This window comes from Paraburkholderia nodosa DSM 21604 (genome assembly GCF_000519185.1).
GTDB lineage: Bacteria > Pseudomonadota > Gammaproteobacteria > Burkholderiales > Burkholderiaceae > Paraburkholderia > Paraburkholderia nodosa.
In genome coordinates this window covers 314,839-331,211 of record NZ_JAFA01000005.1, presented here as the reverse complement: position 1 = coordinate 331,211, position 16,373 = coordinate 314,839, and the positions used below count along the sequence as shown (strand labels likewise).

The 16,373-nt window shown below is 68.8% G+C and carries 16 protein-coding genes; 11 read left to right on the top strand and 5 right to left on the bottom strand.

The window, feature by feature from the left end:
• Positions 1-62 precede the first annotated feature (62 nt).
• Positions 63-1,784 (top strand): isovaleryl-CoA dehydrogenase, encoded by a 1,722-nt coding sequence (locus A3CW_RS0109745; protein WP_028203392.1) that lies wholly within the window; start codon positions 63-65, stop codon positions 1,782-1,784.
• 83 nt (positions 1,785-1,867) lie between these two features.
• Positions 1,868-3,319: a coniferyl aldehyde dehydrogenase gene (locus A3CW_RS0109740; protein ID WP_028203391.1), complete on the top strand. Its 1,452-nt coding sequence runs from the start codon at positions 1,868-1,870 to the stop codon at positions 3,317-3,319.
• Here A3CW_RS0109740 and A3CW_RS45795 read toward each other — a convergent pair.
• The 5 genes from A3CW_RS45795 to fliE all read right to left on the bottom strand — a co-directional run bounded on the left by A3CW_RS45795 (position 3,297) and on the right by fliE (position 6,597).
• The gene (locus tag A3CW_RS45795) at positions 3,297-3,710 is read right to left on the bottom strand and encodes an EscU/YscU/HrcU family type III secretion system export apparatus switch protein (RefSeq protein ID WP_051481341.1); all 414 of its coding nucleotides are present in this window, start codon (positions 3,708-3,710) and stop codon (positions 3,297-3,299) included. The two genes, A3CW_RS0109740 and A3CW_RS45795, sit on opposite strands and share 23 nt — an antisense overlap.
• The gene (gene fliK, locus A3CW_RS0109730) at positions 3,710-5,257 is read right to left on the bottom strand and encodes a flagellar hook-length control protein FliK (RefSeq protein WP_028203390.1); all 1,548 of its coding nucleotides are present in this window, start codon (positions 5,255-5,257) and stop codon (positions 3,710-3,712) included. The genes A3CW_RS45795 and fliK overlap by 1 nt, the downstream gene beginning before the upstream one ends.
• Positions 5,258-5,341: 84 nt before the next feature.
• Positions 5,342-5,674, bottom strand: coding sequence for a flagellar protein FliT (locus A3CW_RS0109725; RefSeq protein ID WP_028203389.1), 333 nt, complete (start codon positions 5,672-5,674; stop codon positions 5,342-5,344).
• Positions 5,671-6,117 carry a flagellar export chaperone FliS gene (fliS, locus tag A3CW_RS0109720; RefSeq protein WP_028203388.1) on the bottom strand — a complete coding sequence of 149 codons (447 nt, stop codon included), beginning with the start codon at positions 6,115-6,117 and terminating at the stop codon, positions 5,671-5,673. Before fliS ends, A3CW_RS0109725 begins: the two co-directional genes overlap by 4 nt.
• Before the next feature lie 144 nt (positions 6,118-6,261).
• A complete protein-coding gene (fliE, locus tag A3CW_RS0109715; protein ID WP_028203387.1) occupies positions 6,262-6,597 on the bottom strand; it encodes a flagellar hook-basal body complex protein FliE in 336 nt (111 codons plus the stop codon).
• 286 nt (positions 6,598-6,883) lie between these two features.
• Between fliE and fliF the strand changes: the two genes are divergently transcribed.
• The 9 genes from fliF (at position 6,884) to fliN (ending at position 16,341) form a co-directional block, all read left to right on the top strand.
• Complete coding sequence (gene fliF, locus A3CW_RS0109710; protein WP_028203386.1) at positions 6,884-8,692, top strand: flagellar basal-body MS-ring/collar protein FliF; 1,809 nt, start codon at positions 6,884-6,886, stop codon at positions 8,690-8,692.
• On the top strand, positions 8,682-9,677 hold the full coding sequence (gene fliG, locus A3CW_RS0109705) for a flagellar motor switch protein FliG (RefSeq protein ID WP_028203385.1): 996 nt from the start codon (positions 8,682-8,684) through the stop codon (positions 9,675-9,677). Before fliF ends, fliG begins: the two co-directional genes overlap by 11 nt.
• Positions 9,670-10,347 carry a flagellar assembly protein FliH gene (gene fliH / locus A3CW_RS0109700; RefSeq protein ID WP_028203384.1) on the top strand — a complete coding sequence of 226 codons (678 nt, stop codon included), beginning with the start codon at positions 9,670-9,672 and terminating at the stop codon, positions 10,345-10,347. Before fliG ends, fliH begins: the two co-directional genes overlap by 8 nt.
• The gene (gene fliI, locus A3CW_RS0109695) at positions 10,341-12,041 is read left to right on the top strand and encodes a flagellar protein export ATPase FliI (RefSeq protein WP_051481340.1); all 1,701 of its coding nucleotides are present in this window, start codon (positions 10,341-10,343) and stop codon (positions 12,039-12,041) included. The genes fliH and fliI overlap by 7 nt, the downstream gene beginning before the upstream one ends.
• Positions 12,038-12,490, top strand: coding sequence for a flagellar export protein FliJ (gene fliJ / locus A3CW_RS0109690; RefSeq protein WP_028203382.1), 453 nt, complete (start codon positions 12,038-12,040; stop codon positions 12,488-12,490). Before fliI ends, fliJ begins: the two co-directional genes overlap by 4 nt.
• 21 nt (positions 12,491-12,511) lie before the next feature.
• On the top strand, positions 12,512-14,077 hold the full coding sequence (locus A3CW_RS0109685; protein WP_028203381.1) for a flagellar hook-length control protein FliK: 1,566 nt from the start codon (positions 12,512-12,514) through the stop codon (positions 14,075-14,077).
• A gap of 264 nt (positions 14,078-14,341) precedes the next feature.
• A complete protein-coding gene (fliL, locus tag A3CW_RS0109680; RefSeq protein ID WP_028203380.1) occupies positions 14,342-14,845 on the top strand; it encodes a flagellar basal body-associated protein FliL in 504 nt (167 codons plus the stop codon).
• Between the two features lie 46 nt (positions 14,846-14,891).
• The gene (gene fliM / locus A3CW_RS0109675; protein ID WP_028203379.1) at positions 14,892-15,890 is read left to right on the top strand and encodes a flagellar motor switch protein FliM; all 999 of its coding nucleotides are present in this window, start codon (positions 14,892-14,894) and stop codon (positions 15,888-15,890) included.
• Positions 15,883-16,341 carry a flagellar motor switch protein FliN gene (gene fliN / locus A3CW_RS0109670; protein WP_028203378.1) on the top strand — a complete coding sequence of 153 codons (459 nt, stop codon included), beginning with the start codon at positions 15,883-15,885 and terminating at the stop codon, positions 16,339-16,341. The genes fliM and fliN overlap by 8 nt, the downstream gene beginning before the upstream one ends.
• Positions 16,342-16,373 lie beyond the last annotated feature (32 nt).

The following is a 16,373-nucleotide window of genomic DNA, read 5'->3' as shown; positions in this document are numbered from 1 at the left end:
CACGAACGGCCGCGCGTGAAGCACGCCGCGTACCGCAGCAGCCTTGCATCGGAGACAGGCAGATGAACCCGACGGAAGTCACGCATCGCCCCGGCACGACCCACGAAGTGACGAACCAGGCGCCGCCGCTCGCCGACTACAACCTCTTCACCACCGACGCGGCGCTCGGCGAAGCCCTCGCGCGCGCGGGCGCGAACTGGCACCGCGAAACGCTCGCTCGCCACGGCGAGACGCTCGGCAAGGCCGAAACGCTAGCGCTCGCGGACCTCGCCAACCGCCACGAGCCCGAACTGCACACGCACAGCCCGCGCGGCGAGCGTATCGACGCGATCGAATTCCACCCCGCCTGGCACGAACTGCTCGCGCTGCTGCGCAAAGAAGGGCTGCACGCGCTGCCGTATTCGGACCCGCAGCCCGGCGCGATGGCCGCGCGCTGCGCGGGCTACTTCCTGCACGCGCAGCTCGAATCGGGCTCGTTGTGCCCGCTGACCATGACGTTCGCGAGCATTGCCGTGCTGCAGCGCGAGACGGCGCTGTTCGAAACGCTGCGCGCGCCGCTCTACACGCGCGAGCACGACGCGCGCGACCTGCCGCTCGCCCAGAAGCGCTCGATGATGATCGGCATGGGCATGACGGAGAAGCAAGGCGGCTCGGACGTGCGCAGCAACCGCACCGAGGCGCGCCCAGCAGGCGTCGAAACCGGACGCGGTGCGGCGTATCTGCTCACCGGCCACAAGTGGTTTTTCTCGGCGCCGCAGTGCGACGCGCATCTCGTGCTCGCGCGCACCACGGAGCACGACGGAATCTCATGCTTTTTCGTGCCGCGCTACCGGCCGGACGGCACGAAAAACGCGGTCAATGTGCAGCGCCTGAAGAACAAGCTCGGCAACCGCTCGAACGCAAGCAGCGAAGTGGAGTTCTTCGACGCGTACGGCGTCATGATCGGCGACGAAGGCCGCGGCGTGCCGACCATCATCGAGATGGCGAACTACACGCGGCTCGACTGCGTGATCGGCAGCGCGGCGCTCATGCGCGCGGCGCTCGTGCAGGCGATCCACCACGCGCGCCACCGCAGCGCGTTCGGCCGCGTGCTCGCGCAGCACCCGCTCATGCAAAACGTGCTCGCCGATCTCGCGCTCGAATCGGAAGCGGCGACGGTTCTCTTCATGCGTCTTGCGCGTGCCTTCGAAGACAGCGCCGACGCGAAACCCGGCGATACGGACGACCAGTCGCTCGAAGCGCGCGCCTGGCGGCGCATCGTCACGCCGGCGGCGAAGTTCTGGGTCTGCAAGCGCGCGCTCGCGTTCACGGGCGAGGCCATGGAAGTCTGGGGCGGCAACGGTTACGTCGAGGAAGGGCCGATGGCGCGCTTCTACCGCGAAGCGCCCGTCAACTCGATCTGGGAAGGCTCGGGCAACGTGATGTGCCTCGACGTGCTGCGCGCGCTGGAGCGCGAGGCCGACGCCGCCCAGGCGCTCTTTCTCGCGTGGCGGCGCGACGCGCAGACTCACCCGGTTCTGAACGCCGCGCTCGACCGCCTCTCGGTGCTGCTCAACGGCGCGCCGGGCACGCGCGAGGCGAGCGCGCGGCGCATCGCGCAGCAGATCGTGCTGATCGCGCAGGCCATGCTGCTGCGCGACGGCCCGCCGGAGGTGGCCGAAGCGTTCATCGCCACGCGCCTCGACGAGCACGACGCCGACTGCGACCGCGTATTCGGCACGCTGCCTGCGCGCTTCGATCACGCCGCGATCATCGAGCGGGCGTTTCCGGCGCGCCCGGTGTGACCCTCAGCGCCACCCGATAATACGAGCCGATTTTTCCGTTCGCCCGCGCGCCACAGCGCGCGCGAACCCCACGAGGACCGATCATGAAGCAGGACCTGCCCGAAGACTTCGCCCGCAGCGCCCACGACACGCCCGACGACCCGCGCGCCGCGCTCGACACGCTGCTCGCCGCGCAGCGCGAGGCCTTCCTGCGCGACCCGTTCCCGTCCTGGGACGCACGCGCGCGTAATCTCAAGGCGCTGCGCGACGTGCTGTTCTCGCACCGCGACGCGCTCGCCGAGGCGATGAACGCCGACTTCGGCCAGCGCGCGAAGGCGGAGGTCGCGCTCGCGGAATTCGTCGTCCTCAAGCAGGAGATCGATGCGGCGCTCAAGCACGGCGCGCGCTGGATGAAGCCGCGCCGCAAACCGGTCGGCAAATGGCTGCTGCCTGGGCGCGCGAAGGTGGTGCCGCAACCGCTTGGCGTGGCGGGCATCGTCGTGCCGTGGAACTATCCGCTGCTGCTCGGCGCGAGCCCGCTCGTGTGCGCGCTCGCCGCGGGCAACCGCGCCATGATCAAGATGTCGGAGCTGACGCCGCGCACTTCCGCACTGTTCGAGGCGTTGATTGGCAAGACCTTCGCGCGCGACCATGTGGCGGTCGTCAACGGCGACGCGTCGGTGGGCGCCGCCTTCAGCGCGCTGCCGTTCGACCATTTGCTCTTCACCGGCTCGACGCGCGTGGGGCACGAGGTCATGCGCGCGGCTGCCGCGAACCTCACGCCGGTCACGCTCGAACTGGGCGGCAAGTCGCCCGTGATCATCGGCGCCGCGGCGCGCCTGAACAACGCTGTGGACAGCCTGCTGCTCGGCAAGACGCTGAACGCGGGGCAAACCTGCATCGCGCCCGACTACGTGCTGCTGCCGCGCGGCCAGGAGGCGGCGTTCATCGCCCGCGCGCGCACGCGCTTCGCGCAGCTCTATCCGGACTTCGCGAACAACCGCGACTACACCTCGATCATTTCGGCGCGCCACTTCGAGCGCCTGCAACGCCTCGCAGACGAAGCCCAGGCGAGCGGCGCGCAGCTGCACGCGCTCGGCACGCACGACGCCGCCACGCGGCGCTTCGCGCCCGTCATCGTGACGGACGCCGGTGCGCAGACGGCGCTCATGCAGGAGGAAATCTTCGGGCCGCTCTTGCCGCTCGTGCCCTACGACACGCTCGACGAAGCGTTGCGCTACGTGAACGAGCGCCCTCGCCCGCTCTCGCTCTACCTCTATGCCGACGACCCGCGCACGATTGAACGCGTGACGCACGAAACGGTGGCGGGCGGGATGTCGGTGAACGAGACGCTCATGCATATCGCCGCCGAGGGACTGCCGTTCGGCGGCGTCGGCCCGAGCGGCATGGGCGCGTATCACGGCTACGAGGGCTTCGTCACGTTCTCGAAGATGAAGCCCGTCTTCACCCAGGCGCGCCTGAACGCGCGCGGGCTCATCGCGCCGCCCTACGGCAAGCGCGTCGCCTGGTTGATCAAGTTGATGTTGAGGGGTTGAAGGGGAGCGCGGGGCGGGTGCCGCCGATCCTGCGAATGTCGCTGATGTCGCGTGGGGCGCCGCCGGCTGCCGCGCCGGCCGGCGTGGCGGTTTGCGCTTGCGCGGCCGCTTTGGCTTTCGCGTCGTTGTCCGCTTCGAGGCGGTGCAGCCAGGCAAGCAGTTCGGCCACTGCCTGATAAAGCTGTGGCGGGATCTTCGCGTCGAGGTCCACGCGCATGAGCAGCGAGACCATCTCCGGCGCTTCGTGCACGTAGAGGCCCGCTTCCTTCGCGCGTTGCACGATCATCTCCGCGACGAGGCCGTAGCCCTTCGCGACCACGCGCGGCGCGCCGTCGCCTTCGGGGGCGTCGTAGGCGAGCGCGGCGGCGCTCTTGCGGTGCGTGCGGCTCATCACAACTCCCAGTCGTGGTCGAGGCGGTGGTTCCGCTGATCGGTCGCGTCGGCGCCCGGTCGTGCGGCGGACGCATCCGCCGCGGCGCCAGCCTGCGCGGTCTGCGCGGTGGATGCGGCGGAAGTGGTTTGTGCAGCGTAGGCACTCGCGGCGCTAGCGGCTCTCGCAGCCTCGGCGGGATTTGCCGCAGCGCCGCTGCCGATCTCGCGGATCGAAAGCCCCGCGAGCGTGAGCCCGAGCGCTTCGAGCCGCCCGCGCAGCGACTCGCTTTCCGCGGTGAGGCGCGCGGCGCCGCCTGCGTTCGCCTGCACGCGCACGGCGAGCGTCGAGCCCGTCAGCGTCAGTTCCGCGTCGACCGTGCCGAGCTTCGGCAGCGCAAGCGTGAGCCGCGTGCGCCATGGGATGTCGTCGGCGTCCACACCGCCTGCGCCCGGGTGCGGGTCGCGCGCATCGTAGTCGTCTTGCTGGATGCTCCAGTCCACCCGCACGCCCGGCCAGGCCTCGCCATTCCAGCGAAACTCACCGGTCGCGAGCAGATCGAGCTGCTGGCGCACGAGCGGTATCACGGCCGGATGGACCGACGGCCCCGCGGCCTGCGCGGCCGCCTCGTGCATGGCGGGCAGCAGGGTGTCGGCAAGCGTCGCGCGCGCCTGGGCCTGGCTTGCGGCCGCTTCGCCGCGCAGATCCGCCAGCCCGGGGAAGGCGCGCGCCAGCGCGGCGTTGAGCGCGTTTGCCGCGTTCTGGGCATTGCCCGCTTCGCCGCGCGCGGCGCCCGGCGCGTCGGAGAACGTCTCGATCCATTGGACGTCGTCGATGTCGTCGTCGGCCGGGCTCCAGTCGAGCGGCAGTTGCGAGTGAGCGCCGAGCAGACGGTTCTGCGGCTCATCGGCAAGTTCGGCGGGCGAGAGCTGGCCGCGCAACCATTGCGCGAGGTGGGCTTCGTAGAAGAGTCCGCTCGAACTCACCGTCTGCGCGAGCGACGCAGCGAGCGCGGCGACCGGGCCGGCCTGTGCGGCGGCGGCGGTTTGTGCCGTTTGAGCGGCTTGGGCGGTTTGGGCGGTTTGTCCGGCCTGCGGGTTTTGCGAGGACGCCGTTTGCGCGCTAGCACCGGTCCCGGCGTCGGCCGCCCCGGCCAGCGCCTCGCCGGCCAGACCCTGGGCCGCGAGCGCCACGTCCGCGAGCAACGCGGCTTCCACCGCCTGCGCTTCGCCCGCGAGACCCGGCAGCGGCAACGTGGCTGCGCCGCCGGGCGCCGCGTCGGCATCGGGGCTGGCCCAGAGCGGCGCGCGGCCCACCACGGCGGGCGTCGCTTCGCCGCCCGAGCGGATAATGGCGTCGAGCGCCAGCGCAACCGCCGAAAGCACGGTCTCGGTCGAGTCCTGCGTAGTGCTGGTGTTGGCTGCGGTGTCGGCGAGCGCGGCGGTGCCTGTTGCGAGCGCGGAGACGCCCGTCTGCGCCGCGCCGGAGGCGCTCTGCGGCCCGACCGGCGTGAGCGCCGCGATGCGGCTCGCGAGGAGCGCGGCGGCTCCGGTGTCGATTCCGTTCATGGTGTTCCGGATCTGCGCACGGCGCTGACCTGCCGGTTCATGGGGCGTTGCGCGCCGTTGCCTCGGGAGGCGCCACGCGCCGCGCTAGCGGGCTCCGTAGATTTCCTGCAAGACCCGCGCAGGCTGCACGGTGCCGTAAAAGAGCGCCGAAAGCCGTGCCATGCAAGGGCTTGCGAGATCGCGAATGGCGGCGTCGTCGGCGAGGATCTGACGGATCAGCTCGTACTTGCGCGCCCGTTCGGAAACCGTGAGCCGCACCACGGCTTCGGCGTCCTTCAAGGCATCGACGAGGATCCGGTACTCCTCCTGCAAGCCGATCAGATCGTTCCAGTGCGCATCGCGCGCCGCATGGAGCATCTGCTCCGACACTGCCGCAATCGCTTCGTAGCGGGCGAAGTAGTCTGCTTTTGAACTCATCTCATCAATGAGCCGGGCGCTGACGCGGATGCCTGTTCGGCCATCCTCGCCACTTCCGGCGCTATCCCCAACCAGGCTTCTTCGAGCGTAGCCAGCAGTCTATCGACCTCGACCAGCATGGTCTCGCTCTGTTTAATATTGGCTTCCAGCAGGCGCTTCGTCATGTAGCTGTACAGCGCATTCAGGCGTTGGGCGATCTCGCCGCCCGCCTCGACGTTCAACGCAAGCTGAAGTCCGCTCTCGACAATCCGGATCGCCTTGGCGATCGCCTCGCAACGCGGGCCGACGTTGCCGGCCTGCAAATGCATACGTGCCTGCGCGATGGCCTGGCGCGCTCCCTGGTACAGGAGCACGATCAGCTTGTGCGGGCTCGCACCCATGACCCCCGTTTCGACGCCCACGCGTGCATAGGCGTTAGCTCCAGATTGGGCAGGGGAAAACATCGGCGCTTCTCCTTGATACGTTTGGCTTGAATGCGGTTGTCCGACGCGCTGTGCAAGCACGAGCGACGGACTCTTCTAGCCGGGTTATCGGATCGTAGGGGAAGAAGCTTTAGCGCGTTGAGCGGGCAAAGGCTTCGGGCACCGTCACACCTGGATCTGCATGATGTCGGTGTAGGCAGTCACGAGCTTGTTGCGTACCTGCAAGCCGAACTGGAAGCCGATGTTGGCTTTCTGCATGTCGACCATCACGTCGTTGAGCGACACGTTGTTCGCGCCCAGTTCGAACGCCTGCGACTCGCCAACCGCCTTCTGCTGGGCGTCGCTGATCTGGTCGAGCGACGACTTGAGCGCCGCCGCGAACCCGCCGGCCGTGGCCGCGCCCGATTTTTCGTCGGCTGCGGTGGGGCCACCGGCCGCCTGGGTCGCCATCGACTGCATTTGCGCCAAGGCGGACGTGAGCGGGGATACTGGCACGGTCATGTTTGCTCCACGAAAAGGGGACCTGCGGGGTATTCCGGGGCGAGCCCCAGGACCGGAGTTTCAGCGATTGCGCGGCAATCCTGCGGGCCCGGCCGAGACGGCGCACCGACAGGGCGCCGAATCTGGAGGAGAGCATAGCAGCGGGTCCGTTTCGGCAGCCCCGAAACTAGGGGGAAAACCCGGCTCTATTCGCGCAATCGGCTTGCCAGTGGCCCCGGATAATGCGTCACGTGAAAGTCTCCGCCATGCAAGGCGAGACCTGGAAGCCTCCGGAGATACCCGTCGCATGGATTCGACTGCCAATTCTTTGATCAACCCCGACGCCCGCATGGGCCTCGCCACCTCTGGCGCGGGCGCCGCGCCCGGCGCTGGCGCGGGCGCAGGCCTGGGCGGCGCGGATGACCTCGGCGGCGGTTTCGCGCAACGCTTCGGCTCGCTCTCGTCGTTGCGCAACGTGCGCGGCAACCCGCGCGCGCCGCTCATTTTTGCCGTGGCGGTGCTCGTGGCCGTGGTCGCGGGTCTCGTGCTGTGGTCGCGCGCGCCCGACTACAAGGTGCTGTACAGCAACCTGTCGGATCGCGACGGCGGCGCCATCATTACCGCGCTCCAGGCCGCAAACGTTCCCTACAAGTTCTCGGACGCCGGCGGCGCCATTCTCGTGCCCGCCGAGCAGGTCAACGAAATGCGCCTGCGTCTCGCCTCCCAGGGCCTGCCGAAGAACGGCTCGGTCGGCTTCGAGCTGATGGACAACCAGAAGTTCGGCATCAGCCAGTTCGCCGAGCAGGTGAACTACCAGCGCGCGCTCGAAGGCGAGCTCGAGCAAACGATCCAGTCGATCGCGAGCGTGAAGTCGGCGCGCGTGCATCTGGCCATTCCGAAGCCTTCGGTGTTCGTGCGCGAGCGCGAAGCGCCCTCCGCCTCGGTGCTCGTGAACCTGTATCCGGGCCGCATTCTCGACGACGGCCAGGTCGCCGCGATCACGCACATGGTGGCTTCGGCCGTGCCGGACTTGCCGGTGCGCAACGTGACGGTGGTCGACCAGGACGGCAACCTCCTCACCCAGAGCGCCACGGGCGTGGGCCTCGACGCCTCGCAGCTCAAGTACATGCGCCAGGTCGAGCACGACACCCAGGCGCGCATCGACGCGATCCTCGCACCGCTGTTCGGCGCCGGCAACGCACGCTCGCAGGTGAGCGCCGACCTCGACTTCTCGAAGCTCGAGCAGACCTCCGAAGCCTACGGTCCGAACGCCAACCCGCAGGCCGCCGCCATCCGCAGCCAGCAGCAGAACATTTCGACGGAAATGCAGCAAAGCGGCGCGGGCGGCGTGCCCGGCGCGCTCACGAACCAGCCGCCGCAGCCGGCCTCGGCGCCCGTTAGCGCGCCGGCGGGTGCGAACGGCGCGTCGGCGCCGGTGCCGGTCTCCGATCATCGCGACACCACCACGAACTACGAGCTCGACAAGACCGTGCGCCACTACAGCCAGGCGCCGGGCGACGTGAAGCGCCTGTCGGTCGCCGTGATCGTGAACTATCAGCCGAAGGTGGACGCCAAGGGCCACGCCACCATGCAGCCGCTCGACGCGCAGAAGCTCGCCCAGGTCGAACAGCTCGTGAAGGACGCCATGGGCTACGACGCCAAGCGCGGCGACTCGGTGAACGTGGTGAATGCCGCGTTCCAGACCGAAGTCGACCCGAACGCCAACCTGCCGTGGTGGCGTCAACCCGACATCCTCGCCCTTGCCAGGCAGATTGCGACGTGGCTCGGCATTGGCGCGGTGGCTCTCTTCCTCTATTTCGTGATGGTGAAGCCGGCGCTGCGCCGCGCGTTCCCGCCGCCCGAGCCGGTTGCGCCCTCGCTGCCCGGCATGGCCGACGGCGAGCCGCTGCTGCTCGACGGTCTCCCCGAAGCCGTGCGCCTGGGCGGCGCCGGCGCGGAAGGCGAAGACAACGCGGAAAGCGAAGCCGCCCTGCTCGCCTTCGAAAACGAGAAGAACAAGTTCGAACGCAACCTGGAATACGCGCGCAACATCGCGCGCCAGGATCCGAAGATCGTCGCAACCGTCGTGAAAAGCTGGGTGAACGATGAACGCTGAAGGCGCAACCAAGAGCGCGCTGCTGCTCATGTCGATCGGCGAGCAAGAGGCCTCCGAGGTCTTCAAGTTCCTCGGTCCGCGCGAAGTGCAGAAAATCGGCGCCGCCATGGCGGCGCTCAAGAACGTCAAGCGCGAAGAGATCGAGATCGTGCTGCAGGACTTCGTCAAGGAAGCCGAACAGCACACCGCCTTCTCGCTCGACTCGAACGACTACATCCGCAACGTGCTCAACAAGGCGCTGGGCGAGGACAAGGCCGGCGCGATCATCGACCGCATTCTGCAAGGCGGCGACACGAGCGGCATTGAAGGCCTCAAGTGGATGGATTCGGGGTCGGTGGCCGAACTCATCAAGAACGAGCACCCGCAGATCATCGCGACGATTCTCGTGCACCTCGACCGCGACCAGGCCTCGGAAATCGCTTCGTGCTTCACCGAGCGCCTGCGCAACGACGTGCTGCTGCGTATCGCGACGCTCGACGGCATCCAGCCGCAGGCGCTGCGCGAGCTCGACGACGTGCTCACGAACCTCCTCTCGGGCAGCGACAACCTCAAGCGCAGCCCGATGGGCGGCATCCGCACGGCGGCCGAAATCCTCAACTTCATGACGAGCCAGCACGAAGAAGGGGTGATCGAGAACGTCCGCCAGTACGACGCGGAACTCGCGCAAAAGATCATCGATCAGATGTTCGTGTTCGAGAACCTGCTCGACCTCGAAGATCGCGCGATCCAGCTGCTGCTCAAGGAAGTCGAGTCGGAGTCGCTCATCATTTCGCTCAAGGGTGCGCCGCCCGCGCTGCGTACCAAGTTCCTCTCGAACATGTCGCAGCGTGCGGCCGAACTGCTCGCCGAAGACCTCGACGCGCGCGGTCCGGTACGCGTGTCGGAAGTCGAGGCACAGCAGCGCCGCATCCTGCAGATCGTGCGCAACCTCGCCGAGAGCGGCCAGATCGTTCTAGGCGGCAAGGCAGAAGACGCTTATGTCTGACACCAGCTCCGCGAACAGCCATCGCTCGGCGTACCAGCGCTGGGAGATGGCCTCGTTCGACCCGGCGCCTCCCCCGCCGCCGCCGCCCACGCCCGACGAGACCGCCGCGTTCGAGGCCCAGCTGCACGCGCTGCGCGACGCGGCCCACCAGGAGGGGCTCCGGTCCGGCCACGTGGCGGGTCAGGCGCTCGGTTATCAGGCCGGGCACGAACAGGGCCGCCAGCAAGGCTTCGAGCAGGGCCAGACCGAGGCGCGCGCGCAAGCGGCGCAGCTCGCGGCGCTCGCCAGCCGCTTTAGCGACGCGCTCGAAACGGCGCAAGCCGGCGTGGCCGAGACGCTCGTGGAACTGGCGCTCGATATCGCGCAGCAGGTCGTGCGCCAGCACGTTCAGCACGACCCGACGGCGCTCGTCGCGGTCGCGCGCGAAGTGCTCGTGGCCGAGCCGCAGCTCGCCGGGTCCCCGCAGCTCGTGGTGAGCCCCGCCGATCTGCCGATCGTCGAGGCTTATCTGCTGGACGACCTTCAGGCGCGCGGCTGGAGCGTGCGCACCGACCCGACGATCGAGCGCGGCGGCTGCCGCGCGCAGGCCGCGACGGGCGAAACCGACGCCAGCATCCGCACGCGCTGGGAGCGCGTGACGGCCGCGCTCGGCAAGGCACGGCCATGGTGAACCACCCCCAGCCGCCGAGCCATCAGACCATCCACACGGGCGGTCTCACGCCGCTCGAGCAGGAACTCGCACTCGCCTCGTTCGGCCCGCTCGCGAGCGACCCCGCGCACCTTGGCGCGCTGCTCGTGGGCGACCTCGACCTCCCGGGCAAACCGACCGGGCGCGAGGCACGCGAGCTGGGCGCCGTCGACGCGATCGACGCCGCGCTTGCCGCGGACGCGGCCGATGCGCCGCCGGGCCTGACGGATCACGGCGCGCCGCTCGCGGCCGAAGTCCCGCCCGCGCCCTACGCGCCGCCGGCGAACTACGACCCGGCCAACCCGTTCCTGACCACGTGGAACGCGCAACTGCGCGGCGTGCGCGAGCGCAATGCGCTCGCCCTGCCGCTGCGCGGCTGCGGGCGTCTCACGCGCGCGGCGGGCCTCGTGCTCGAAGCCGTGGGGCTGCGCCTCGCCGTGGGCGCCGAGGTGATGATCGAACTGCCGCCGGGCAGCTCGCTGCCGATGGCCGAAGCGGAAGTGGTCGGCTTCGGCGGCGACAAACTCTTCCTGATGCCGACGACCGAAGTCGCGGGCCTGTTGCCCGGCGCGCGCGTCTGGCCGCTGGAAACCGCACCGATCGCCGACCCGAAGGCGGGCGCGAAGCGGCTGCCGGTGGGCTGGGGCATGCTCGGCCGCGTGGTCGATGCCTCGGGGCGCCCGCTCGACGGCCTGGGCCCCTTGAACACCGAAGCCGACGCGCCGCTCACCGCGCCCGTCATCAATCCGCTGAACCGCGAGCCGATCCACAAGGTGCTCGACGTGGGCGTGCGCGCGATCAACTCGCTGCTCACGGTCGGGCGCGGCCAGCGTATGGGCCTCTTCGCGGGCTCGGGCGTCGGTAAATCGGTGCTGCTCGGCACCATGGCGCGCGCGACCAGCGCGGAAGTCATCGTGATCGGCCTGATCGGCGAGCGGGGCCGCGAAGTCAAGGAATTCATCGAGCAGATCCTCGGCGTTGACGGCCTCGCGCGCTCGGTTGTCGTGGCCGCGCCCGCCGACGTTTCGCCGCTGCTGCGCTTGCAGGCCGCCGCGTACACGACGTCGCTGGCCGAATATTTTCGCGACCAGGGCAAGCACGTGCTGCTGCTCATGGACTCGCTCACGCGCTATGCGATGGCGCAGCGCGAGATCGCGCTCGCCATCGGCGAGCCGCCCGCGACCAAGGGCTATCCGCCTTCGGTGTTCGCCAAGCTGCCGGCGCTCGTCGAGCGCACCGGCAACGGCCCCGAGGGCGGCGGCTCGATCACCGCGTTCTACACCGTGCTCACCGAAGGCGACGATCAGCAGGACCCGATCGCCGACTCGGCGCGCGCGATTCTCGACGGCCATATCGTGCTCTCGCGCGCGCTCGCCGAAGCGGGGCACTATCCGGCCATCGACATCGAGGCCTCGATCAGCCGCGCGATGACCGCGCTGATCGACGACCAGCATCTGAACCAGACGCGCGCGCTCAAGCAGATGCTTTCGCGCTACCAGCGCAACCGCGACCTCATCAACGTGGGTGCGTACGTGAGCGGGCGCGACGCCGTGCTCGACCGCGCGATCGCGCTGTATCCGCGCATCGAGGCCTTTCTTCAGCAGGGTTTTCGCGAAACCGCGAACTATGATCAGAGCGTCGAGATGCTCGGCCAGCTGATTGGAGCCAGGACATGACGAAACAGACCGCGCTGCAAACCTTGATCGGCCTCGCGCAAGACGACGTCGACGCCGCCACGCAAAAGCTCGGCCGCGTGCAGCGCGAGCGCGTCGAGGTCGAAAAGCAGCTTGAGGCGCTCATTACCTACCGTGACGAGTACCACACGCGTTTCACCGAATCGGCGCGCAGCGGCATGGCCGCGGGCAACGTGCGCAACTTCCAGGCGTTCATCGACACGCTCGACGCGGCGATCGAACAGCAGCGGCGCCTGCTCGAGCAGGCCACCGCGCGCGTGGAGGCCGCCAAGCCCGAGTGGCAGCGCAGCAAGCAGAAGCTCGGCTCGTACGAAGTCCTGCAAACCCGCCACGACGATGTGCAGGCCAGCAAGGACGCCCGCCGCGAACAGCGCGACACCGACGAGCATGCCGCCCGCGTGACGCGCATGCGAACGTCGCAACATCCGTAACACGTTTTCGAGGCCGCCAGCATGTCGCTCCTCTCTACCGTTTCCTCGCTGCTCGGCGCCGCCGCCGACGCGGTGACGGGCAATTCCGCATCGAACGCCGTGTCGAACACGGCGTCGAACTCCATCAGCCAGGCAGATGCCGCCAGCCAGGGCTTCGCGCAGACGCTGCAGCAGCAGATGAACGCACAAAGCGCGCAGGCCAGCCAGAACGCCCAGGCGGCGCAAAGCGCGCAATCGAATGCGTCCGCGCAGTCGAACTCGAACGCGTCGAGCAGCAGCGCTTCGCAAAGCAGCAGCAACACCTCGCAGACCTCTAGCTCTAGCTCTAGCTCTAGCTCGAACTCGAGCCAGGCCTCGCAGGGCACGTCGGGCGCCGATCGCCGCGCCGCCGCCGCGCGCGCCCAGCAAAAGCAGGCCGCCGACGCAGGCGCACAAGCCGCCGCCGCGCAGGCCCAGCAGGCGCAGCAGGGCCAGCAGACCCAGCAGACCCAGGACGACACGAGCACCGACGCGAACGCCGACGGCAGCCAGACGAGCAGCGACAGCACGCTCGCCGGCGTCGCCTCCGCCGCGGCAGCAGCGGCCGCCACGGCAGCCACGGCCGCCGCCGGGGCGGCAGGCGACGGCACGGCCACGGGCAGCGCCGCGAGCAGCAACTCGAAGTCGGTGCACGACGCCCTGCAAGCCGCGCTCGCGCAACTGCGCGGCGGCGCGGGTACGCTCGCTACGCATGCGGTGAGCACGGCCGGTTCGGCGGCGAATGGCGCAACCACGTCCAGCACGGGCTCGGGTTCGAACATCGTCAGCAGCTTCGCCTCGCATTTGAGCGCGACCGCCCAAAGCAAGGCGTTCAGCACGGCCGCGAGCAGCGGCGCGAGCGCCGACGCGGCCAAGGGCGCCACGACCACCGCGACCGACGCCGCGAAGGCCGCCACCGACGCGCTCACGGCAGCGGCGCAGCAGCAGGCAGGCGCCGCCACGCAGACCGACGCCACGGCGAGCACCGCGACGACCGACGCGCTCGCCGCCACCCAGGCCGCAGCGGTCGCCGCCGCGACGGCCGCGCAGGCCCAGGCCGCCCAGGCGGTCAGCGCAACCGCGAATCCGGCGGCTGCGGCCGCCGCCTCCGCGTCGATCACGCCGCAGGTCGGCACGAACGCCTGGGAAGACGCGCTCAGCCAGAAGGTCGTGTTCCTCTCGAACGCGCACCAGCAGTCGGCGGAACTCACGCTCAATCCGAAGGATCTCGGCCCGCTCCAGGTCGTGCTGCAGGTCTCGGACACCCACGCCCACGCCCTCTTCGTCTCGCAGCACCAGCAGGTGCGCGAGGCCGTCGAGGCGGCCCTGCCGAAGCTGCGCGAGGCGATGGAGCAAAACGGCATCGGCCTTGGCAGCGCGAGCGTGAGCGACGGCTTCTCGCGGCAGATGAACCAGCAGGCGCAGCAGGACGGCCGCGGTTCGGGCCGCTCCGGCGGTTCCGGTTCGGGCTCGGGCAGCACGCTCGCCGCAACGGACGCCGTGGACGACACGAGCAGCGTCACGAGCGGCACGACGCGCTCCGTCGGTCTGATCGACACGTTCGCCTGACCCTTTCTCCTCACCCTGCCTGAACTGCCCGGCACGTTCGGCGCGTTCGGGCAGCGCAGCCGCGCCCAGCGGCTGCGTGCGCTGACATCGCGCCCCCGTGCACGCGGTTTGCCGCGACGCGCAACAAAACCACGAGATAGCCGGAATTCCCCCGTCTATTCCTCCCATCGCTGAAAGGCAAAAGCCGGAACAATGCAGCATGCCCGGACTGACCACCAGGTCGGTGCCCCGGACCCTTGCAAGCATCCAGGCTGACTTTTCGACATGGCGACCACCACCGCATCCCAGCAAGCCGCGCCCCAGGGCGCGAAACCCGGACCGATGAAGCGCATTCTCGTCATCGCGCTCATTGCGATCCTCGCCGCCGCCGCGGCGGGCGGCGCGACGTGGTTCTTCATGTCGCGCCACGCGGCGAGCGCGCCGGCCACGCCGGCCGCCGCGCCCCCGGCAATGCCCGTGTACTACGCGCTCGAACCGATGACCGTCAATCTGCAGTCCGACGACGGCGAATCGCACTACCTGCGCATCGGCCTCACGCTCAAGCTCGACAGCCAGGCCACCCAGGACGCGCTCGTCGCGCGCATGCCCGAGATCCGCAGCCGCCTGCTGCTCGCGCTCTCGAACAAGCATCCGTCCGACCTCGCGCCGCTCGACGGCAAGCGGGCGCTCGCCACGGAACTCGCCGTGCTGATCTCGCAGCCTGCGGGCGCGAACGAGAAGCCGATGCACGTCGACGACGTGCTGTTCACCGAATTCGTCGTCCAGTGAGCGTGGCTGACATGATTCCCGCGATGGAGGGCCAGTCATCATGACGATGGGTCACGACGAGTTCATGTCCCAGGAGGAGGTCGATGCCCTCCTCAAAGGCGTCACCGGCGAAGTCGATTCCGATTCGGGCGGCTCCGATAACAAGGGCGTTCGGCCCTACAACATCGCGACGCAGGAACGTATCGTTCGCGGCCGGATGCCCGGCCTCGAAATCATCAACGAGCGCTTTGCGCGCCTGTTGCGCGTCGGCATCTTCAATTTCATGCGCCGCACCGCCGAAATCTCGGTCGGTCCGGTGCGCGTGCAGAAGTACAGCGAGTTCACCCGCAACCTGCCGATCCCGACGAACCTGAACCTCGTGCACGTGAAGCCGCTGCGCGGCACGTCGCTGTTCGTGTTCGACCCGAACCTCGTGTTCTTCGTCGTGGACAACCTGTTCGGCGGCGACGGGCGCTTTCACACGCGAGTGGAAGGCCGCGACTTCACGCAGACCGAGCAGCGCATCATCGGCAAGCTGCTCAATCTCGTGTTCGAGCACTACATGTCCGCGTGGAAAAGCGTGCGGCCGCTGCAGTTCGAATACGTGCGTTCTGAAATGCATACGCAGTTCGCAAACGTTGCCACGCCCAACGAGATCGTGATCGTCACGCAGTTCTCGATCGAATTCGGGCCGACGGGCGGCACGCTGCACATCTGCATGCCCTACTCGATGATCGAGCCGATCCGCGACGTGCTCTCCTCGCCGCTGCAAGGCGAAGTGCTCGACGTGGACCGCCGCTGGGTGCGCGTGCTCTCGCAGCAGGTGCAGGCCGCCGAAGTCGAGCTCACGGCCGACCTCGCGCAGGTGCCCGTCACGTTCGAGCAGATCCTGAACATGAAGAAGGGCGACGTGCTACCCATGAACATCGCGGAGCACATCACCGCCAAGGTGGACGGCGTGCCCGTGATGGAGTGCGGCTACGGAATTTTCAATGGTCAATACGCGTTGCGGGTCCAGAAGATGATCAGCGCAGCCGACACGATGAAGGAAGGTGGATATGAGTGACATCAACGGCACGAGCGCAGACGAGCCGGTGCTCGACCCGGGTTTCGACGCCGCGGTGCAGGAAGCGGGCGGCGACTCGATGGACGACTGGGCGAGCGCGCTTGCCGAGCAGAACAGCAACGAAGCGCCCGCCGCGCAACCGGCGGCCGTGTTCCAGCCGCTCTCGAAGGTCGATTCGACCAGGACGGCCAACGACATCGACATGATTCTGGACATTCCCGTCCAGATGACCGTGGAGCTGGGCCGCACCAAGATCGCCATCCGCAACCTGCTGCAGCTCGCACAGGGCTCGGTCGTGGAACTCGACGGCATGGCCGGCGAGCCGATGGACGTGCTCGTGAACGGCTGCCTCATCGCCCAGGGCGAAGTGGTGGTCGTGAACGACAAGTTCGGCATCCGTCTCACCGACATCATCACGCCGTCCGAGCGGATCCGGAAGCTGAACCGATGAAACCCCAGGCTGTTCCCGGCGCCGCTTCTGGC